Here is a 21,099-nt window from a genome sequence, read left to right on the forward strand (position 1 = left end):
TAACTTAATAAACCGTGATGCAAGACCGTAATTTCGACGATATCGCCCACAAATTTGCAAAAAATATTTACGGCTCAGAGAAGGGAGAAATACGCCAAACTATTGTTTGGGAAGACTTAACCCACGCTCTTGCCGTGTTGGATGATACTAGAAAAACACTGCAAATATTAGATGCAGGTGGTGGATTAGGGCAAGTTTCGCAAAGGCTTGCGGCGAGGGGCCATCATGTCACCTTATGTGACCTATCGTCCGAGATGCTGAAACTTGCGAAATCTGACGTAGATAAAAAGGGTCTTCAGGCACAGTATCGCTGGGTCCACAGTGCGGTCCAAGATATTGATGAGCAGTTAGAAGGCCCCGTCGACCTCGTGTTGTTTCACGCCGTTATGGAATGGTTAGCTGACCCTAAATCAGCGCTTAAAACCGTATTAAGGCAAGTCAAACCCGGTGGCGTTGCCTCCGTTATGTTCTATAACCATCATGGGTTGGTGTTTAAGAATGTCATTTGTGGCAATATCCCGCATGTGTTGGATGGAATGCCTCATAGAAAAAGATTTAAGCTTCAGCCGCAACAGGGGTTGAAGCCAGACGAGGTGTATCAGTGGATTGAGGAAGCGGGATTTACGATTCATGGTAAATCTGGCATTCGCTCATTTAGTGATTACATCGGCAATATGCAGTACATGGGAGATTACACGGCTGAAGAGGTTCTGAAGTTAGAGCAACAGCTGTGTCGGCAAGAGCCTTATCTCTCTATGGGTCGATATATTCATGTATGGGCACAAAAAAATGAACAGGAAAGATCATGAGTGAACACGCTCTTCCTGCTGGAGACAAACCTATTGACGAACTTGTCGGATGGGTTAAACAGCATGATTTTTCATTAAATCTGTCAACAGAACGGTTGGCGTTTCTCATTTCTATCGCAGTTTTGAGTAACGAAAGGTTTGATGAAGAGCTGGGCGAAGGAGAATTGCATGACGCGTTCAAGATCGTAACCCAGCAGTTTGATGAGACCGGTGATGCATCTGCATTCCGCGCAAATAATGCGATTAATGAGCTCGTAAAACAGAAGCTCATGAGTCGTTTTACCAGTGAAGTGACCGATGGGGCGAGCATTTATCGCTTGAGTCCATTGGCGATTGGTATTACCGACTATTACGTCAGACATCGCGAATTTTCTAAGCTACGTTTATCGATTCAGTTGTCTATGGTGGCTGATGAGATGGCGAAGGCCATTGTGTCTGCGCAAGAAGGTGGCACGGTTGGCCATTGGCGTAAAAATGTCTTTGGCGTTTTAAAGTATTCGGTTGGGGAAATTTTCGACCAGATTGATCTTAACCAACGTGTCATGGATGAACAGCAGCAATTAATGAAACAGCAGATCGCAGAGCTACTAAATAAAGACTGGCGAGAGGCGATCAATAACTGTGAATCATTGCTATCAGAAACGTCTGCAAATCTTAGAGAATTGCAAGATACGCTGCAGGCAGCTGGTGATGAACTACAAACCCAGATTCTTGATATTCAAGAGATCGTCTACGGTGATGATGAGCTCGAATTTGTTGGTGAGGCACTGTTTGGGCTTCAAATGAAGCTTGACCGCATTATTAGCTGGGGACAGCAGGCCATCGACCTTTGGATCGGCTACGACCGTCATGTGCACAAGTTCATTCGAACCGCGATTGATATGGACCAAAACAGAGCGTTTAGCCAACGGTTACGCCAATCGGTCACGGACTATTTTGATGCGCCTTGGTATCTGACCTACGCTGACGCTGAGAAGCTGTCAGACCTACGTGATGATGCCCTCGTACTGCGCAATGAAGAAGTGACGGGTGCCGTACCATTAGACGTCGAATACGAAGAATTTGAACAAGTGAATGATGAGCTTGCAGAGCGCATCGCTGAGATGTTGAAAGTGCACAGAGAACGTGGTGCGGCCATCGATTTAGGCCGAGTACTAAGAGACTATTTAACCGCCCATCCTCAAACACATCATTTTGATTTAGCAAGAATCGTGATCGATCAAGCCGTCAGACTCGGTTATTCACAATCTGACTACGCGGCTATTCAGCCCGACTGGCAAGCGATCAACGATTTTGGCGCAAAGGTACAAGCAAATGTCATCGACAAATATTGACGAATACATGTCAGAGAAACTGGCAAAAGCAATCACTAATCCCCTGTTCCCCGCACTCGATAGTGCCCTTCGAGCAGGGCGACACGTCTCGTCGGAAGACCTAGACAACCACGCATTACTGTGTGATTTTGAACTAGAGCTAGCCTCATTCTATCAACGCTATAACACCGAACTGGTGAAAGCCGCAGAAGGCTTCTTCTACCTAAGACCACGTTCTACAACGTTGATTGGACGAAGCGTGCTTTCAGAGCTCGATATGCTGGTCGGAAAAGTACTGTGTTTCCTTTATCTGAGCCCTGAGCGTCTTGCGCATGAAGGTATCTTCACCAATCAAGAACTCTACGAAGAGATTCTATCATTGGCAGATGAAACCAAACTAATGCGTCTCGTAACGAATCGCGCGACCGGCTCTGATCTCGATAAAGAAAAACTGTTTGATAAGGTGAAAACGTCTCTTCGTCGTTTACGCCGTTTAGGTATGACGATTTCTATCGGTGATACTGGCAAGTTTCGTATCAGCGAAGCGGTCTTCAGGTTTGGTGCAGACGTGAGGTTGGGTGACGATATGCGAGATGCACAACTTCGCCTGATTCGAGACGGTGAAGCGGTTGCTCACTCTCAAGCACCTATGCAACAAAGCTTGATTCCTAGCGAAGAAACGACTAGTAATGATGAGCAATTAAGTAACAACGAAAACGAGCAAGGGCAATTCGAGGCTGACGTATGATTGAAAGAGGCAAGTATCAATCAATGACCATGATCAACTGGAACGGGTTCTTTGCTCGTACCTTTGATATCGACGGTCTTGTAACCACCTTATCTGGCGGAAATGGCGCTGGTAAATCGACGGCGATGGCCTCGTTCATTACGGCATTGATCCCGGATCAAAGTTTACTGCATTTTAGAAACACCACAGAAGCAGGGAGCTCCCAAGCCTCGCGTGACAAAGGGCTTTACGGAAAACTACAGCCGGGTACCTGTTATTCAGCGCTGGATGTGGTGAATTCACGAAATCAACGCATTTTGTTTGTGGTTAAGCTGCAGCAAGTCGCGGGTCGCGATAAGAAAGTGGATATCAAGCCCTTTATTATTCAGGGTTTGCCAAGTCATGTTAAACCGACCGATGTGTTGATTGAAAATGTGTCAGACAACCATGCTCGCGTTCGCCAGATCAACGAAGTCAAAGACGTCGTGAGTGCGATGGAAGGCGTTCAATTCAAAGCCTTCAGCTCGATTGTTGAATACCATTCGCAAATGTTTGATTTCGGCGTATTGCCGAAAAAGTTGCGTAATAACAGCGACCGCTCTAAGTTTTACCGATTAATTGAAGCCTCATTATACGGCGGGATCTCAAGCGCGATTACTCGTTCGCTTCGTGATTATCTATTACCGCAGAATGGTGGTGTGAAGAAAGCCTTCCAAGATATGGAGTCGGCGCTGCGTGAAAACCGCATGACCCTAGAGGCGATCAAAACCACACAAGCCGACCGAGATCTGTTTAAACATCTGATCACCGAGTCAACGAATTACGTGGCGGCTGATTACATGCGTCATGCAAATGAAAGGCGTAATAAGCTAGAGCAAACACTGGCGCTGCGTGGTGAGTTATTTGGTTCGCGCCAAAGTCTTATTTCTCAAAACGAATTGCTCAACAACGTTCAGCAGGCGTTGACCATGCTGGTGGAAAGTGAGGCTGGCTTAGAACAAGACCATCAAGCGGCGCAAGACCATCTACAACTGGTGCAAAACGCCCTACGCCAGCAAGAAAAAATTGCTCGCTATCAGGAAGATCTTGAAGAGCTGAGCGAGCGTTTAGAAGAACAGGTGATGGTGGTTGAGGAAGCGCAAGAGCGTAAACTCATCGCAGAAGAGCAAAGTGTTCAGGCCGAGGAAGAGGTGGATAGCCTTAAGACTCAACTCGCTGATTACCAACAAGCGCTTGATGTTCAGCAAACACGAACCTTGCAGTATCAACAAGCCGTGCAAGCGCTGGAGAAAGCTCGCCAGTTGTTGGGTCAAGTTGATCTTGATGAAAGCACGGCCGCGGCTCAGCTTACGGCATTAAAAGCGCAAGAAACCACGACCACGACAACCCTGCTTGAGCTTAAGCATCGTGTCGATTTATCGTCGGCAGCCGCGCAACAATTCGAGTCTGCGTTGGCGTTAGTCAAACAGGTTGTGGCTAACGTGAGCCGTGCTGAAGCGTCAAGTGTCGCGAAAGGGTTGATGAAAGATTTCAACCAACATCAGCAAACGCTAAAAGATGAAAATCAACTGCGCGCTCAGTATCGTGATGTTGAGAAATCAATGGAACAGCAGCAGCAAGCGAAGCAGTTGCTAACCGATGTCGAGCAACAAGGCGTCGTCATTACCAGTGAAGCCGATTTAGAACTTGAGTCAGAAAATCAGCGCGAACGTGTACTGGAAACAGAGCTACAGCTTGAAACGCTAAAAGATACGCAGCGCGATACAAAACAGAAAGCACAAACCTACAGTGCTGACATCGCAAAATTAGAATCATATGCACCACAATGGATTCGCTCGTTTAACGCCTTAGAAGCATTACGTGAACAATCGGCGCTAGAGTTGGTCGACCGCTCTGATGTGATTGCCTCAATGCAACAGATCAACGAATCTGAACGCCAGACAGCGTCTTCTAGAGACACACTAGCGATCAAACGTGAAGAGCTTGAAAGAGAGATCGAGCGCCTGGCTTCGCCGGGTGGTTCAAACGATCCTCGTCTCAAGGGGTTAGCCGATACATTAGGTGGCGTTCTATTGTCAGAGATTTATGACGATATTACCTTAGATGACGCCCCGTATTTTAGTGCCATGTATGGTCCAGCTCGTCACGCTATTGTGGTCTCAAACCTAGACGGCATTAAAGAAAAGTTAGTCGAGCTGGATGATTGTCCGGAAGACCTCTATATCATTGAAGGTGATATTGATGCCTTTGATGACAGCACCTTTGATGCAGACGAACTCGGCGGCGCGGTTTGCGTTCAATTAAATGAACGTCAACTGCGTTATTCACGTTTTCCAACCATTCCATTGTTTGGACGCGCTGCGCGTGATCAGCGTTTAGAGTTGTTGCGTGAGCAAAGAGATGAGACCGTCGAGCTACATGCAAAAGCTGCGTTTGATGCTCAGAAACTTCAACGACTTTATCAAGCGTTCAATGCGTTTGTTGCCGAACACATGCAGCTCGCTTTTGACGAGGACCCTGAGCAGGCGATTGCCGTATTGCGTGAGCAATTAGGGCAATGTAATCGTCAGAACAACGATCTGAAGCAACAAGAACAGAGTGTGGTCTCACAATTTAAACAAGCCAAACAGACGGTTGTGTTACTTGACCGTCTTACCATGGCAGCGAACATGTTATTTGATGAGACGCTTGTTGAGCGCTTTGAAACCTTACAGGTTCGTATTGAAGAACTGAATTCAGCGAAGCAATTTGTCTCTGTTCATGGAGCGGTGCTTGCTAAATTGGCGGAAGTGTCGAATGCGTTGGATAGCGATCCAGAACAGTTTGATGCGCTAGAAGGTGAGTACAACAGACTTGATGTCGCGCTGCAGACCCTGAAAGGTCAGATTTTTGCCGTCGCTGATTTGGTAGAGCGTCGTCCACATTTCGCTTATGCAGATTCAGTTGAGATGCTAAGTAAAAGCAGCGAATTGAGTGAGCAACTCAAGGCTAAATTGGTTCAAGCAGAAGCCGCTCGTGGTCGCCTGCGTGATGGGTTGAAACAAGCTCAAGAACAATCGAATCAATACAACCAAGTCATGGCCTCGCTGAAAAGTTCATATCAAGCGAAGCAAGAAACCGTTCAAGAATTTAAGGTTGAGTTGCAAGACTACGGTGTGGTTGCGGATGAAACCGCGTTTGAGCGTGCAGAAAAGCGTCGTGAAGAGCTGCATTTAGCGCTGCAAACCTCACGTACTCGTAAAAGCGAGTATGAAAAAACCATGACAGCGACAGAGCTCGAAATGAAGGGGCTGGTGAAGCGCCTGAAAAAGGCTCAAAAAGAGTATGTTGAACTGCGCACTTATGTGGTTGCCGCCAAGGCGGGTTGGTGCAGCGTCCTACGTCTAGCAAAAGAAAATGATGTAGAACGTCGACTGCATCGTCGTGAATTGGCTTATCTTAGCGCAAATGAACTGCGTTCTATGTCGGATAAGTCGCTAGGTGCGCTACGTTTAGCGGTTGCTGATAATGAAAACTTACGTGATGCGCTAAGGTTGTCTGAAGACAATGCTAAGCCTGAGCGTAAGGTCTTATTCTATATCGCAGTTTATCAACACTTACGTGAACGAATTCGCCAAGATATTATTCGCACCGATGATCCGGTAGAAGCGATTGAAGAGATGGAAGTGGAGCTTGCTCGACTGACTGAAGAACTGACACAGCGTGAAAACCGCCTTGCATTGAGCTCAGATTCTGTCTCTAGTATCATTAAAAAGACCATCCAACGAGAGCAAAATCGTATTCGAATGCTCAATCAAGGCTTATCCAATATCCACTTTGGGCAAGTCAAGGGTGTGCGTCTCAACGTGAAAGTTCGTGAAAGCCATGAGCAGCTGCTCGAGGCATTGACGCGCGAACACACTGACTTGTTTGAAACCATGCGCTACACCTTCTCTGAAGCGATGGCGAAATTGTTCCAGCGCGTTAATCCACATATTGATATGGGGCAGCGCTCGCCACAGGTATTAGGTGAAGAGCTTCTTGATTATCGTAATTATCTCGAACTCAGCGTTGAAGTGAACCGTGGGTCCGATGGTTGGTTGCAAGCCGAGTCTGGTGCGTTGTCGACAGGTGAAGCCATTGGTACTGGCCAATCTATCCTATTGATGGTCGTACAAAGTTGGGAAGAAGAATCGAGACGCTTACGTAGCAAGGACATTGTTCCTTGCCGATTATTGTTCTTGGACGAAGCAGCACGTTTAGATGCGAAGTCGATCGCTACCTTGTTTGAGCTATGTGATCGTCAAGGCATGCAGTTATTGATAGCGGCACCTGAAAACATCAGCCCAGAGAAGGGTACAACGTATAAACTCGTTCGTAAGGTCTTTAAAGATCACGAGCATGTGCATGTCGTTGGTCTGCGAGGGTTTGGTGAGAATAAGCAAGCAGAACAGATAAAAGAGCTTGAAGAGCAGATCTTAGGTTAAGATCCAATTGGATATAGGTAGAAAGAGGCGTGGCACGATAAGTGTCATGCCTCTTTTTTGTTGTCACTCTTTAACCTTATTCAATGAGGGTGATAATCGTTTTTTGGGCGACGCCGAAAAGTGCTCACGGGGTTGTTATCCATTCGTATAAGACGGTATCGGTCTAGGGTGATTTCGACACTCTACTTCTCGTGGGTCAGCCGAGACGTATTTCAACGTAAATTTCAAAAACCTTTCCGGACAAAAGCTAGCCTTAATCAGTAACGAAAACATCCAACAATTCGTCATTCCTTTGAAGAAAAGAATCTACCGACAGCGCTCACTGAACCAAAACAGTATCAAAAACTAACCGTCATCCCCTTGAAAAAGGGGATCTTCATCAGCGTGTTGTAAACCTATTCTGGTGTCATTCGTGTCTATTTAAGTGAGCCACACGCTTTAGGCGATCCTCGTCTGCACGAGCATAAAGGCGTAATAGGGGGGGAAGAGCGATCAGCTAGGAAGTCACTGCCCATAAATGAGTCGGCTTAGTCTTCACCAGCGCAGATTGAACTCTAGCATGTTAGTGCTATCCCAAATAAAAACTAACCGTCATCCCCTTGAAAAGGGGATCATCATCAGCGTGTTGTGAGCCTTTTCTGGTGTCATTCGTGTCTATTTAAGTGAGCCACATGCTTTACGCAATCCTCGTCTGCACGAGCATAACGGCGTAATAGGGGGGGGGTGAAGAGCGATCAGCTAGGAAGTCACTGCCCATAAATGAGTCGGCTTAGTCTTCATCAGCGCAGAATGAACTTTGGCATGTTAGTGATCTCACAAATAAAACTAACCGTCATCCCCTTGAAAAAGGGGATCTTCATCAGCGTGTTGTGAACCTATTCTGGTGTCATTCGTGTCTATTTAAGTGAGCCACACGCTTTAGGCGATCCTCGTCTGCACGAGCATAACGGCGTAATTGAGATGGTTTGAAGAGCGATTAGCTAGGAAGACACTGCCCAGAAATGAGTCGGCTTAGTCTTAACTGGCGCAGAATGAACTCTGGCATGTTAGTGCTATCCTAAATAAAAACTAACCGTCATCCCCTTGAAAAAGGGGATCTTCATCAGCGTGTTGTAAACCTATTCTGGTGTCATTCGTGTCTATTTAAGTGAGTCACACGCTTTGGGCGATCCTCGTCTGCACGAGCATAACGGCGTAATAGGGGGAAGAGCGATCAGCTAGGAAGTCACTGCTCAGAAATGAGTCGGCTTAGTCTTCACCAGCGTAGAATGAACTCTGGCATGTTAGTGATCTCACAAATAAAACTAACCGTCATCCCCTTGAAAAAGGGGATCTTCATCAGCGTGTTGTGAACCTATTCTGGTGTCATTCGTGTCTATTTAAGTGATTCACACGCTTTGGGCGACCCTCGTCTGTAAGCGACAACTAGTGTAAGCATGAAGTGTTCGATTAGTAGTACCTGTATTTTGCTCAAAAAAAAACGGTGAGTATAAAACTCACCGTTCTTGTTTAGTTTGTTAGTCGTTTGGGTGACCAAACATCTTCGCCGCGTACTCGACTCGTTCTTCCGGAGAAGGGTATTCGAATGGGTTTGGTGTTCCCAGTGACTCGATGTGTTGAAGGCGTGGAAGTAATCCACTGCCGTTCGCTATCTGAATAGCAAGCCCTGGTCGAGCATTCAACTCGAGCACCATTGGCCCTTCTTCACGGTCGAGCACCATGTCTGTGCCCATGTAACCGAGCGTTGTCATCTCATAGGCACTGGAGGCAAGCGTCAATAAGCGCTTCCAATGCGGAACCACTAATTGAGACAACTCTTTTCCTGTATCAGGATGAAGCAGTACAGGTTGATCGTATTGAACTGCGCGAACGGCTTTGCCAGTGGCAATGTCAATACCAACCCCTACGGCGCCTTGGTGCAAGTTTGCCTTACCGTCTGACATCGAGGTCGACAAGCGCATCATGGCCATAACAGGGTAGCCCTGAAAGACGATAATACGGACATCAGGCACACCTTCGTAACTAAAGCCGTCGAAGCAATCATCAAACTTGATGAGGTTCTCGACGACCGCTACGTCATTTTTGCCACCTAAAGAGAACAAACCTGCTAGCGCGTTACTGATGTGACGCTCAACATCGACCTCGTTGATCGTTGCCCCTGATGGTTTGGTGTACACCCCATCTTTATGGTCAATGATCACCAGAATGCCTTTACCACCACTGCCTTGAGCAGGCTTGATAACAAAACCAGGCCACTCTTTGACCATTTTATGAACTTTCTTTACTTCGGCTTGGCTGCGAATAACGCCAATCAAAGCCGGTGTGGTAGCTCCGGCTTTTTCCGCAATAATCTTGGTCTGCAACTTATCATCAACCAAGGGGTACTTAGAGCGATCATTGTATTTACTAATGTAACTATGGTTTCGCTTGTTCATTCCCATAATGCCACGGTCACGTAGCTTAAACGGGCTAGTAATCTTGTCGAACATAGATTAATCCTCCGTTAGAGGTTTGAATCGACGAAGCTCTGTTAGACGATAACCTGTATAAGTACCGACTAATAAAATCGCTCCAAGGATGACCAGCTGTAAACCGATAAAGTTAAACGTCAGATGTTGGATGTATGGATTGGTCATTGCCAGATAGACAATCACAGCCGTTGCTAGAGAGCCACCGCCTTGCAGCACGACTTCCTTCACGCCTTCTTCTTCCCACAAGATAGACATACGTTCAATCGTCCACGACAGGATGATCATAGGGAAGAACGTGATAGAGAGTCCTTCGGTAAGGCCAATCTTAAACGCGACAACGGTAAAGACGGAAATAATCAAAATAACCGTGATTATGACGGCAGATATTCGTGCGACTAACAAGAGATTGAGCTTGGATAAGTAACTACGAATGACAAGACCTGTACCGACAATGAGCAAAAAGCCCACAATACCAGTGACCAGTTGAGTCTGCACAAATGCGACCGCAATCAGTACCGGCATGAAAGTACCCGATGTTTTTAATCCGACGAGAACGCGCAATAACACAACGATTAACGCACCAATCGGAATCAACATAATGGTCTTAAACATAGCTTGCTCTTCGAGCGGCAAACTGTGGATAGAGAAGTTTAATAGGCCATCAGAGTCGACTTTACTGTTTGTTGCCTCTTGCGCGCTGACTTCTTGAGCGATCATAGTAAAGTGCACTTTACTGTCTTTACCGCCTACGACGTCAAGTAATGACACGTTTGAAGCATCCCAAACCAGTAGGTTGTTCTTTTTGAGACCGTCTGCAGACTCGGGCGCAAAAATTTGCCATTTAGCGCCGTCCCAGACCTGGATCATTTGCTGAATCGACTGTCTACGACGACCATCTTCTAGCTCAATCACACCAACCGTTTTACTTGGAACTTCAGCAAACGCTAACAGCTTAGCCGCCGCTTGGGTTTTATTCATCGTATTGAGGATAAGTGCCGAGTTTTGGCTATCGACATCGTTAAGGGTTTTGATGAGTTCGCGAGTGAAGGTGATGTTGTCAGAAGAGCGGCCATTTGCGCGATCAATTAGAGCAATCGCCGCGGCTTCTTCTGGGCCGTCAAAGGTTGGGATAACCATGTCGCCAGTGGGTGGCTCTGATTGTGCAACCGCTTGATCATCGACTAAAAACTGTGTTTTATAGTATATCGTTTGTGGCCCGTTAGCTTCACGGATAGACCATTCTGCTCGTCGACCAGCATCGGTGTCTACGTAAGAGATGCCGTAGCCAGGTGAAGAGGCTGACTCACTGATTAGAGTGAAACCGTCTTGTGTATAGGGAGCGGCTAGGGACACTTTAGCTGGCTCGCCCGTACCATTGAACTCGACACGAGATTCAATATCCCAAACTTGACGAGCTTCGCCCGGGGTCCAAGGCACACCATAGGTGTCGTGTCTTAAGACGCTAAGCGCGATACCTATTGCAATCAGTACACCAACTGATAAAAAAAATGGAATACGTGAAGTCATAAACAACCTTATTATTGTAATTTACTTTCCCTGAAAGTGTTATTCAAAAGAGATTCATTCGTTAGAAGAAAGTATATATTGCTGACTTACGTCAACTAAAGCAATATCTTTGATGAATTCTCTTCCTAGTAATATAGGGTGGGTCATTTGAGAGCGATCTGCCAATGTAAATTGCGCTTTTTCATGGATTTTTCCGACACGAATCCATAATTGAACGACAGCTCTGCGTTCAGCTTTGTCATTTGTTGGTTGGCGAATCTTGACGTAACGTACTACTGGGGATTCAATCCAGCGTTTTTCTTGCTCTTTAGCGTGATCGTCGATGAGATGAAACTTGACCCATTCTTTCCCATCCCGCTCAAATACCTGAATATCAACCGCGTTTAATGAAGAGGTCGCGGCACCAGTATCCACACGAGCGTCAAAGCCGCGTTTTAGGGCATCCAGCTCAACCTTCTCCACTGAACCTAACAATACGGGCTTCGATGAATTAGAAGCAATGATAGGGGCAGGTTGTTTCTGGGGCTCTGCAAGTTTTTCAACAGCGCTTTCTTGATTGCTTTGTAATGTGTCGATGCGTTCGGTGAGCGCAATCACTTCGGATTCAAGGCTATCGATGTAGTCACTTTGGTTGCTAATTTGTAAATCTAAATTGGTCAGGCGATTATCAATGCGCTGCTCTGAGGTCTCAATCGCGTTTAAGGTACTTTGGTGAAGTTCTTGGTGGTTTACGGAAGTGCAGCCAGCGAGCAGAGCGATGGCGGCAAGCGGTACCAAGCGTTTGTACATCTTAAATCCTAAATAGTAAGTGGTCAGTGGGAATGGGTCGACGCGAATTTTAACGCATCAAATAGGGAGGATGATACTCCCTATTGTCAGCGCTACGTCAGAGTTATTACTTGCTGGTATTGATCGTAGAAAAACCGCGCAAAAAACGATTTAACTGCTTGGATTATCGGCAATTAGTACTGCGCGACGTGGCGCTGGATACCCCTCGATTGTTTTGCTTGGGTCACTAGGGTCTAGATAATCAGGTAGTGAGTTATGGGTCATCCACTCCGTGGTTCGTTGTTCGCCGACAGAGGTGACGTTTTCGTCAACAATGCGAACATTTTCAAAGCCTACTTTCTCGAGCCATACCTTTAACGCGAGTGCAGACGGGAAAAAATAGACATTGCGCATTTGCGCATAGCGATCGAATGGCACCAATACGGCGTTTTCATCGCCGTCGATAACCAGCGTCTCAAGGATTAACTCACCACCTGGGACCAATTGGTTTTTTAGTTGAATCAAATGGTCGAGCGGAGAACGGCGGTGATACAAGACACCCATACTAAAGACGGTATCGAAGGCCTCAAGCTCTGGTAATTGCTCGATACCGAGCGGCAACAAATGGGCTCTCTGGTCATCTCCCATGAGTTTACGAATTGCCTCAAACTGCACCAAAAATAGATGAGAAGGGTCGATGCCCACACACAAGCGTGCGCCTTCGCCTAGCATGCGCCACATGTGGTAACCATTACCGCAACCGACATCGAGAACAGAGCGGTCTTTTAGAGGGGTAATATGAGGAAGTACTCGGTCCCACTTCCAGTCTGAGCGCCATTCGGTATCAATATGGATGTCATGGACAGTATACGGACCTTTGCGCCATGGGTGGAATGTTCGAAGCAGGCTTTCGAGTTTTTTCATTTCTCCAACCGGCAGCGCGTCATTATTGGATAAGCTCACACTGTTTTTAAGATCGATTTGATCTGGCGTGCCGTCTTGGATTTTTGCCAGTGCTCGTAACCAACGGTCGAAGTCACCATGTTGTGCGTTTTGCCAATCAGTCAATTGTTGTGGCAGTACGGTCAACCATGGCTGTAAGCGTGTATCTTGGGCAATAAGTTGGTAAAAATTTGCAAAGTTAAACATGGGAATCTCGATAGGGTTGACTTATTTAATGGCGAACATAGAACCAAAATTGAAACATTGGAACCAGACTTCAGAACTGCTGAATCCGATATCATTAAAACGTTGTTTATGAGTGGCGATCGAATCTGGACGCATGACGTGCTCAATGGCGCTTCGCTTTTGACTGATCTCTAATTCGCTATAGCCATTGGCTCGTTTAAAATCATGGTGCAAATCGATCAATAACTCGTGAGCAGCCTCATCTTCAAAGATGTACTTTTCAGAGAGGATCAAAATGCCTCCAGGACGCAAGCCACGGTAGATTTTTTCAAGTAGCGTTAGGCGGTCTTCTGGCGATAGGAACTGTAAGGTAAAATTAAGTACCACGACGGACGCATTGTCGATTTCGATGTGGCGGATATCGGCCTCAATGACATCAACCGGTGTATCCGAACGGTAAGCATTGATATGCAGCTTGCATCGTTCGACCATAGCTGAAGAGTTATCGACGGCAATGATCTTGCAACCTTCTTGATGAATATGGCGACGCATAGACAAGGTTGCCGCCCCTAATGAACACCCAAGGTCGTACACAACAGAATGAGGTTTGGCAAAGCGTTCAGCCAACATACCGATCGCTGAAATGATATTACTGTAGCCTGGTACCGATCGCTGAATCATGTCTGGGAAGACTTCTGCAACCCTTTCATCAAACGTGAAATCACCAATTTTATTGATAGGCGCAGAGAATATCGTATCTTTGTTTTCCATGTCGTCTCTCTCATTCTGTAGACGTAATAAAAAGGCGCGCATTTTACGCTATTCACTATAGCTTGTCATTAGAAGAAAAGAATGGGCAAATTAAGCGCGGACGATGAGGAGAAAGAGTGGGGTAACAGAAGGTCAATAAAGCTCATTGTATGGCTGCAGGAATTAGGCGCTTTTTCAGACGTAATGCTCTGTTTGACTCATGTGACGTAAGGCTTTATGTCGACATGATGATAACGTCTGTTTTATAGCGATGTTACGTGTGGATATGACTCAAGTGAATACGCCTAAAACATCGATATTTGTTGTTCATTTTTCTTTGGCGGAAATGGTGCAAGGCGCGCCAGTTCGACATGATCGTTGAGCTGCGAATAAAGTCGCTTAGCCAGCTCTGGTGCGAACTGATTATCGGGGGTGTGGATCATTAAATACGGCTGTTTTCCTTCTGCTATCCATTGAGGCAGTTTGGATAGCCAAGGTTTAAAGAAAGCATCGTTTTCCGCAAGATCAGGGTGACCGATGAATCGAATCATTGGACGCTGAGCCGTCGCAATGGCGTGTACGGGTACCTTAGGCTTGTTGCTGTGGGCGTCGATGACCGCCGGCGTATCTGGTTTGGCAGAAAAAACAGGCCGACTGTCCATAATGATTCGATCTATCTCTTGTTCAACAAGCCATTGATTCAAGCGTTTCTCATGGTTGCTTTTATCGAAAAAAGCAGGGTGACGAACCTCTACGCCCAACGGCATGTCGAAAGGGAGTTGTTGTCGAAAGGTCTGCAATGCAGAAAATGCATCGGGACCGAAGCTACGTGGTAACTGAATCGTCAACATACCCAGTTTTTCTTGTAGCGGTTGCATGGTATCTAAGAATGCTTTAAGTGGCGCTTTACAGTGTTTAAGTTGCTGATCGTGAGTAATGGCTTTCGGAAGCTTGAAAGTAAAACGAAAGTTGTTAGGCGTGGCAGCATGCCAATTATTCACCGTGTTGGCGCTGGGTGTGGCGTAAAACGTCGTATTCCCTTCCACGGTATGGAACACCGAGGCATAGCGCTCTAGGCGTTCATTTGGCTTAGTGCCAGAGCCATATAAGGAATGAAGCCAGTCACTGTGGGACCACATGGTTAGACCTAATCGTAAACTCAGTTCGTTCATTCTGGCGTCCGCTGCTGGATTGTTGATATTTTGTCCATTTGGTCAAATAGACGAAGTCTGACGGTAATTAAACACAACAAAACTGTCAATTTAGGTCGATTTTAGACGATTTTCCGAGTATAAATGAACCTTTAATTTTGTGCGTGGTAATTGTGGTTATTCAATAAGCAGTTCACGGGCAATTTGATTCTTTTAATAATTGGAAATTGGGAAATTCACTATGCGTAGCCATTACTGTGGTCACCTGAACAAGTCCCTTGCAGGACAAACTGTAGATTTGTGCGGCTGGGTTAATCGTCGCCGTGATTTAGGCGGTCTTATCTTTATTGATATGCGAGATCGCGAAGGTATCGTTCAGGTAGTTGTCGATCCAGATATGGCGGATGTGTTCGAAGTGGCAAGCCAACTTCGTAACGAATTCTGCATTAAGCTGACGGGTGAAGTTCGCGTTCGTCCAGAAAGCCAAGTGAACAAAGACATGGCAACGGGTGAAGTGGAAATTCTGGCATCAGGCCTAGAAATCATTAACCGTTCAGATGTACTGCCTCTTGATTTCAACCAAACTAACTCAGAAGAGCAGCGCCTGAAGTATCGTTATATCGATCTTCGTCGTCCAGAGATGAGCGACCGCATTAAATTGCGCGCTAAAGCGTCAAGCTTTGTTCGTCGTTTCCTAGATGACAATGGCTTCCTCGACATTGAGACACCAGTACTGACGAAAGCAACGCCAGAAGGTGCGCGTGATTACTTGGTGCCAAGCCGCGTACACAAAGGGTCATTCTACGCATTGCCGCAATCACCGCAGCTATTTAAGCAGCTTCTGATGATGTCTGGTTTTGACCGTTACTACCAGATCGTTAAATGTTTCCGTGATGAAGATTTGCGTGCTGACCGTCAGCCTGAATTTACTCAAATCGATATCGAAACCTCATTCATGTCAGCAGAGCAAGTGCGTGCAACGACAGAGAAAATGGTTCGTGACATGTGGCAGGAATTGCTGACAGTCGATCTAGGTGATTTCCCTATCATGCCGTTCTCTGAAGCGATTCGTCGTTTTGGTTCTGATAAGCCTGATCTACGTAACCCATTAGAGCTTGTTGATATTGCTGACCTTGTTAAAGATGTCGAATTCAAAGTGTTCTCTGGCCCTGCGAACAACGAAAAAGGCCGCGTAGCGGTTATTCGTGTTCCTGGTGGCGCGAAGCTGACTCGTAAGCAAATTGATGGCTACGGTGAGTTTGTTGGTATCTACGGAGCGAAAGGCTTGGCATGGATGAAAGTCAACGATCGTGCCGCTGGCATTGATGGTGTTCAGTCTCCAGTGGCTAAGTTCCTAAACGAAGAAGTGATCAACGGTATTCTTGAGCGCACTCAAGCAGAATCTGGCGATATTATCTTGTTTGGTGCCGATACTCAGAATGTCGTCTCTGAAGCACTTGGCGCGTTGCGTCTAAAACTGGGTAAAGACCTAGAGCTAACAGATACATCAGCATGGAAACCACTTTGGGTTATCGATTTCCCAATGTTTGAAGAAGATGGTGAAGGTAACTTGCACGCGATGCACCACCCGTTCACATCACCTTTAGGCATGGATGCAGAAACGCTTAAAGCAAACCCTGCGGCCGCTATTTCAAATGCGTACGATATGGTTATTAACGGCTACGAAGTGGGGGGCGGTTCTGTACGTATTCATAATGCAGAAATGCAGTCTGCGGTATTTGGCATCTTAGGTATTGAAGAAACTGAGCAACGCGAGAAGTTTGGCTTCCTACTGGATGCATTGAAGTACGGTACACCACCTCATGCTGGTCTTGCGTTCGGCCTTGACCGTTTGGTGATGCTACTGTGTGGAACTGACAATATCCGTGACGTTATTGCGTTCCCTAAAACGACGGCAGCAGCATGTCTACTGACAGATGCGCCTAGCCTTGCAAACCCTGCTTCACTTGATGAGCTTGCGATTGCGGTGAAAGTTGCCAAAGAAAAAGACGCATAAGACGTTTTCTTGTACCGATGATTTCTGGTGTACAGATTAACCATACGCGCATATATCGATCCAAGCGCCTGTAAGGCTATGAATATATAGATACAATGAAATCAAACAAATAATCCCGCTCCGGCGGGATTTTTTATACCTAATTTAGGTATAGTAATGACAATCACCTTCTCAATCTTATCCAATTAAATAGAATTCAAAGGATTCCTTATGGCTGGTCATAGTAAATGGGCGAACATACGTCATCGTAAAGCGGCGCAAGACTCAAAGCGTGGCAAGATTTTCACCAAGCTGATTCGTGAAATTGTGGTTGCAGCAAAAGAAGGCGGCGCAGAGCCTGAGAACAACCCGCGTTTAAGAGCGGCAATTGATAAGGCATTATCCAACAACATGACGCGAGACACAGTGAATCGTGCCGTCAGTCGTGGAGCGGGTGGCGAAGGCGATGACAATATGGAAACCGTGATCTATGAGGGCTATGGACCCGCGGGTACCGCAGTCATGGTTGAATGCATGACCGACAACCGAAACCGAACCGTTTCAGGTGTGCGCCACGCCTTTTCAAAGTCAGGTGGTAACCTGGGAACGGACGGCAGCGTCAGCTATCTATTTGAAAAGAAAGGTGTGATCTCCTACGCCCCGGGCCTAAATGAAGATGATGTCATGGAAGTCGCGCTTGAAAGCGGTGCCGATGATATTGAAACAGGGGATGATGGGGCCATTGATGTCTATACGGCACCTGCTGAATTTGGTCAGGTAAAAGATGCACTCGATTCAGCGGGGTTAGAAGCAGCGAACGCTGAAGTAACGTTGGTACCGTCAACGAAAGCGGATCTGGATATAGAATCCGCCCCGAAACTCTTGCGCCTTATCGATGCGTTAGAAGACTTAGATGATGTCCAAGAGGTCTATCACAATGGTGACATCTCTGACGATGTCGCGGCTGCGTTATAACCATGTCGATTATTCTTGGTATTGATCCCGGATCTCGAATTACAGGTTACGGTGTCATCCGTCAGCAAGGCAGGCATTTGTACTACCTTGGCAGTGGCTGTATTCGTATGTCTGAAAAAGAGCTGCCTGGACGCCTCAAACAGATCTACGCAGGTGTGAGTGAAATTATCACTCAGTTCCAACCTGATGTTTTTGCCATTGAGCAGGTGTTTATGTCTAAAAACGCCGACTCAGCACTTAAACTTGGGCAAGCTCGTGGCAGTGCTATTGTTGCGGCGGTTAATCACGACCTTCCGGTCCATGAATACGCGGCGCGTTTAATCAAACAAGCCGTGACAGGTACGGGTGGGGCAGATAAAGCGCAAGTGCAACATATGGTGATGAGTATGCTAAAGCTTGCGGCAAAACCACAAGCGGACGCAGCGGATGCGCTGGGTGTCGCGATTTGCCATGCGAACACCAATAAAACGCTTATTGCATTGGCGGGTAAAGCCACTGGTGCTAAGCGTGGACGCTATCGATAGGGCGTATTGCCCTATCAATTACTTATTGATCTATCTGATTATATGTTGTCCTAACCAACTATTTATTGCTTGATCCCCCGTATTCCCCTGATTCGGCGCCTTCTCAGATGTTATACATGATGTTATACATAGTGGCTTATCTAGCTAAGCTGGTGGTTAGCCCTCTAGAAAGCGTCGCCCTTGTTGCCGATGATATTTTTAACGATAAGCGCCCCACACTTTTGTAGCAAACTCGAGTGAATGCGTTGTTAAATTATTGTTAATATCTATAATTGGTCCGATGAGTCATGTCAACGGACCAATTATAATGAAAAACAATGTCATCTGGCACACCTTTATATTTGATGCTTCTCGCTTGTCCCATACGGTATTAAGAAGGGCTGAGATTACGGCTGTTTTTGCTGTTGTGGCTTTTATTGTGGGTTTATATAGCGCAATTAAGTGGCATGGCAATGGTCATGCGGCTTTGTTCATGACGTCTCTCATTCTAATCGTGTTGGAGTGTATCTCTGTTGCACTGTTACGCTGGACACGCGGTATTACCCTAGCGCTAAATGTTGGCTTTCTTGGCATGACCACGCATGCACTGAATATCATTTACCAAAGTGGCGGTATTGTTGATTCCACTCAATCATTTTGGGCGCCGTTACTTATTGTGGCTTTTTACCTGTCTGCATCACGCGTGATGGCGTTAACCTGGAGCCTGACTATCGTGCTCGTCGCCTGTGCGATGACGTATCTTCACACGACGGGTTATGCTTATCCCCAGATTGAGTTGTCCGCAAGTAAGCAGACTATCGAGATATGGTCTGGGATGATATTGCCGCTGTTGGTGATCTGCTTTGCGCAAAGCTTTACCTCAAAACAAAAAGAGAGCGCCATTACCCGCGCAGAAAAATCGTTACAGCAAAGTGAGCGTGAAGCGCAGAAATCGGCGGAGGGGCAATCGAAACTCGATGCGACATTTGTGGTGGTGAATGAGAGTGTGGAAGAGCTGGATGAGGTCATCCACCATGTGAATACGCAGTCGTCGCAACTCACCGACAATGTGCAATCCTTAGGGTTAAATAGCGCCTCTCAAGCGAGCGCTGCGGAAGAAATGAGTCAACAGCTAGAGCAGCTTTCCGCGTTTACTCAAGATTCGGTGGCCTTCATGTCACAAGTGACGCAGCAAACGGAAGCCATAAAATCCCAGGCAGAAAGCAGCAGTGACATGCTAAGCGCGTCAACCCAAGCGATCGCTAACATAGACCAAAGTAACCAAAAAGTGGTCTCGGTGATGGCGTTGATCACGACCGTGGCTGACCAAACCAATTTACTCGCACTTAACGCTGCCATTGAAGCGGCACGCGCTGGTGAGCACGGCCGAGGTTTTGCTGTGGTGGCAGAGCAGGTACGAGAGTTGTCATCCAAAACCAGTAACTCGGTTGAAGAGATCCGTGCACTCATTGGGGATAGTCAAAGAGAGATTACCTCTGGCCAGCAAACGATTCAGACGACGGTGACGGAATTAAGTCAGATGATTGAGCAAGTTCAGGTGATTTCGACTGAGATTAGCGACCTAAGCCAACTTGTCAGCCAACAGAACCAAGCAATTAGCGAGCTAGATCAAGCCAGTAGTGAGGTCGCACATTCTGTCGCGGACAGTAAAACGGTCGCGGAAGACATTCAATCGATTACCCTAAAACTGAACCAACAGATCAATGAGGGAACAGAGTTGTCTGAGCGTCTTCGTACCGTATTAGCTTAATTACGCGGTAGCTGCCGCTTCGAACGGTCTCACCTAAATAACTGGATACCCATCCAGTTATTCTATATCCTAAGCCCTATTACAATAAGCATGAGAAATTACACTGTGATAGGACGATTACGCGGAATTCTAGTCGAGAAGCAGCCCCCTGAATTATTGATTGAGGTAGGGGGTGTTGGCTATGAAGTCCAAATGCCAATGAGCTGTTTCTATGAATTGCCAGAAGTCGGTCAAGAAGCCATTATTTATACACACTTTGTCGTGCGAGAAGATGCGCAACTTTTGTATGGCTTTAACTCGGTGAGCGAGCGAGCGCTGTTCAGAGAGGTCATTAAGGCCAACGGTGTCGGACCAAAACTGGGCCTAGGTATCCTTTCCGGTATGTCGGCGAGTCAGTTTGTTTCTTGTGTTGAGCGTGAAGACATCTCCACATTAGTGAAGCTTCCTGGTGTCGGTAAGAAAACCGCTGAACGCCTTGTTGTTGAAATGAAAGACCGCCTGAAAGGGTGGGGGGCCGGTGACCTATTTACTCCGGCAACCGATGCAGCGCCAATTGATGGCATGTCATCGTCGAATAACGCAGAAGATGAAGCGGTGAGTGCGCTGCTTGCGCTAGGCTATAAATCTGCGCAAGCATCCAAAGTGGTGTCACAAGTAGCAAAGCCTGGAATGAGCAGCGAAGCACTTATCCGCGAAGCATTGCGTACCATGGTTTAAGCTTGATAACGGTTCTATAGAGACGAA

15 protein-coding genes are annotated in these 21,099 nt (G+C 46.6%); 9 read left to right on the top strand and 6 right to left on the bottom strand.

Annotated elements, in window-relative coordinates; all coding sequences use genetic code 11:
- The first annotated feature begins 14 nt into the window (after nt 1-14).
- From cmoM to mukB, 4 genes are read left to right on the top strand one after another with little or no spacing between them, the layout of a single operon-like run.
- Nucleotides 15-809 carry a tRNA uridine 5-oxyacetic acid(34) methyltransferase CmoM gene (gene cmoM / locus AB4405_RS11450; protein ID WP_372060859.1) on the top strand — a complete coding sequence of 265 codons (795 nt, stop codon included), beginning with the start codon at nt 15-17 and terminating at the stop codon, nt 807-809.
- Nucleotides 806-2,143, top strand: a complete 1,338-nt coding sequence (gene mukF, locus AB4405_RS11455; RefSeq protein ID WP_372060860.1) for a chromosome partition protein MukF — start codon at nt 806-808, stop codon at nt 2,141-2,143. The genes cmoM and mukF overlap by 4 nt, the downstream gene beginning before the upstream one ends.
- Nucleotides 2,124-2,870, top strand: a complete 747-nt coding sequence (mukE, locus tag AB4405_RS11460) for a chromosome partition protein MukE (RefSeq protein WP_372060861.1) — start codon at nt 2,124-2,126, stop codon at nt 2,868-2,870. The genes mukF and mukE overlap by 20 nt, the downstream gene beginning before the upstream one ends.
- Complete coding sequence (gene mukB, locus AB4405_RS11465) at nt 2,867-7,315, top strand: chromosome partition protein MukB (protein ID WP_372060862.1); 4,449 nt, start codon at nt 2,867-2,869, stop codon at nt 7,313-7,315. The genes mukE and mukB overlap by 4 nt, the downstream gene beginning before the upstream one ends.
- A gap of 1,517 nt (nt 7,316-8,832) precedes the next feature.
- Here mukB and AB4405_RS11470 read toward each other — a convergent pair.
- The 6 genes from AB4405_RS11470 to AB4405_RS11495 all read right to left on the bottom strand — a co-directional run bounded on the left by AB4405_RS11470 (nt 8,833) and on the right by AB4405_RS11495 (nt 15,131).
- Nucleotides 8,833-9,804 (bottom strand): alpha-L-glutamate ligase-like protein, encoded by a 972-nt coding sequence (locus AB4405_RS11470; protein WP_372060863.1) that lies wholly within the window; start codon nt 9,802-9,804, stop codon nt 8,833-8,835.
- A gap of 3 nt (nt 9,805-9,807) precedes the next feature.
- Nucleotides 9,808-11,313: an inactive transglutaminase family protein gene (locus AB4405_RS11475; protein WP_102471411.1), complete on the bottom strand. Its 1,506-nt coding sequence runs from the start codon at nt 11,311-11,313 to the stop codon at nt 9,808-9,810.
- Nucleotides 11,314-11,367: 54 nt separating this feature from the next.
- Nucleotides 11,368-12,102, bottom strand: a complete 735-nt coding sequence (locus AB4405_RS11480) for a RimK/LysX family protein (RefSeq protein WP_372060864.1) — start codon at nt 12,100-12,102, stop codon at nt 11,368-11,370.
- Nucleotides 12,103-12,252: 150 nt separating this feature from the next.
- On the bottom strand, nt 12,253-13,230 hold the full coding sequence (gene cmoB, locus AB4405_RS11485) for a tRNA 5-methoxyuridine(34)/uridine 5-oxyacetic acid(34) synthase CmoB (protein WP_372060865.1): 978 nt from the start codon (nt 13,228-13,230) through the stop codon (nt 12,253-12,255).
- Between the two features lie 21 nt (nt 13,231-13,251).
- Complete coding sequence (gene cmoA / locus AB4405_RS11490) at nt 13,252-13,980, bottom strand: carboxy-S-adenosyl-L-methionine synthase CmoA (RefSeq protein ID WP_372060866.1); 729 nt, start codon at nt 13,978-13,980, stop codon at nt 13,252-13,254.
- 284 nt (nt 13,981-14,264) lie between these two features.
- Nucleotides 14,265-15,131 (bottom strand): DUF72 domain-containing protein, encoded by an 867-nt coding sequence (locus tag AB4405_RS11495; protein ID WP_372060867.1) that lies wholly within the window; start codon nt 15,129-15,131, stop codon nt 14,265-14,267.
- 220 nt (nt 15,132-15,351) lie between these two features.
- Between AB4405_RS11495 and aspS the strand changes: the two genes are divergently transcribed.
- From aspS to ruvA, 5 genes are all read left to right on the top strand, one after another.
- Nucleotides 15,352-17,127, top strand: a complete 1,776-nt coding sequence (gene aspS / locus AB4405_RS11500) for an aspartate--tRNA ligase (protein WP_102471416.1) — start codon at nt 15,352-15,354, stop codon at nt 17,125-17,127.
- 210 nt (nt 17,128-17,337) lie between these two features.
- Complete coding sequence (locus AB4405_RS11505; protein WP_102471417.1) at nt 17,338-18,081, top strand: YebC/PmpR family DNA-binding transcriptional regulator; 744 nt, start codon at nt 17,338-17,340, stop codon at nt 18,079-18,081.
- Between the two features lie 2 nt (nt 18,082-18,083).
- On the top strand, nt 18,084-18,605 hold the full coding sequence (ruvC, locus tag AB4405_RS11510) for a crossover junction endodeoxyribonuclease RuvC (protein ID WP_102471418.1): 522 nt from the start codon (nt 18,084-18,086) through the stop codon (nt 18,603-18,605).
- Between the two features lie 307 nt (nt 18,606-18,912).
- Entirely contained in the window at nt 18,913-20,355 is a 1,443-nt protein-coding gene (locus tag AB4405_RS11515) for a methyl-accepting chemotaxis protein (protein WP_372060868.1), read from the top strand.
- A 105-nt stretch (nt 20,356-20,460) separates the two neighbouring features.
- Complete coding sequence (gene ruvA, locus AB4405_RS11520; protein WP_102471419.1) at nt 20,461-21,072, top strand: Holliday junction branch migration protein RuvA; 612 nt, start codon at nt 20,461-20,463, stop codon at nt 21,070-21,072.
- Nucleotides 21,073-21,099 lie beyond the last annotated feature (27 nt).

Source organism: Vibrio sp. 10N.261.51.F12 (genome assembly GCF_041471725.1).
GTDB lineage: Bacteria > Pseudomonadota > Gammaproteobacteria > Enterobacterales > Vibrionaceae > Vibrio.

Coding starts and splice junctions, on each gene's coding strand:
- AB4405_RS11515 (WP_372060868.1), top strand. CDS start 18,913: ATGAAAAACAATGTCATCTGGCACACCTTTATATTTGATGCTTCTCGC.
- mukE (WP_372060861.1), top strand. CDS start 2,124: ATGTCATCGACAAATATTGACGAATACATGTCAGAGAAACTGGCAAAA.
- mukB (WP_372060862.1), top strand. CDS start 2,867: ATGATTGAAAGAGGCAAGTATCAATCAATGACCATGATCAACTGGAAC.
- AB4405_RS11495 (WP_372060867.1), bottom strand. CDS start 15,131: ATGAACGAACTGAGTTTACGATTAGGTCTAACCATGTGGTCCCACAGT.
- AB4405_RS11505 (WP_102471417.1), top strand. CDS start 17,338: ATGGCTGGTCATAGTAAATGGGCGAACATACGTCATCGTAAAGCGGCG.
- AB4405_RS11475 (WP_102471411.1), bottom strand. CDS start 11,313: ATGACTTCACGTATTCCATTTTTTTTATCAGTTGGTGTACTGATTGCA.
- mukF (WP_372060860.1), top strand. CDS start 806: ATGAGTGAACACGCTCTTCCTGCTGGAGACAAACCTATTGACGAACTT.
- AB4405_RS11480 (WP_372060864.1), bottom strand. CDS start 12,102: ATGTACAAACGCTTGGTACCGCTTGCCGCCATCGCTCTGCTCGCTGGC.
- aspS (WP_102471416.1), top strand. CDS start 15,352: ATGCGTAGCCATTACTGTGGTCACCTGAACAAGTCCCTTGCAGGACAA.
- cmoA (WP_372060866.1), bottom strand. CDS start 13,980: ATGGAAAACAAAGATACGATATTCTCTGCGCCTATCAATAAAATTGGT.
- AB4405_RS11470 (WP_372060863.1), bottom strand. CDS start 9,804: ATGTTCGACAAGATTACTAGCCCGTTTAAGCTACGTGACCGTGGCATT.
- cmoB (WP_372060865.1), bottom strand. CDS start 13,230: ATGTTTAACTTTGCAAATTTTTACCAACTTATTGCCCAAGATACACGC.
- ruvC (WP_102471418.1), top strand. CDS start 18,084: ATGTCGATTATTCTTGGTATTGATCCCGGATCTCGAATTACAGGTTAC.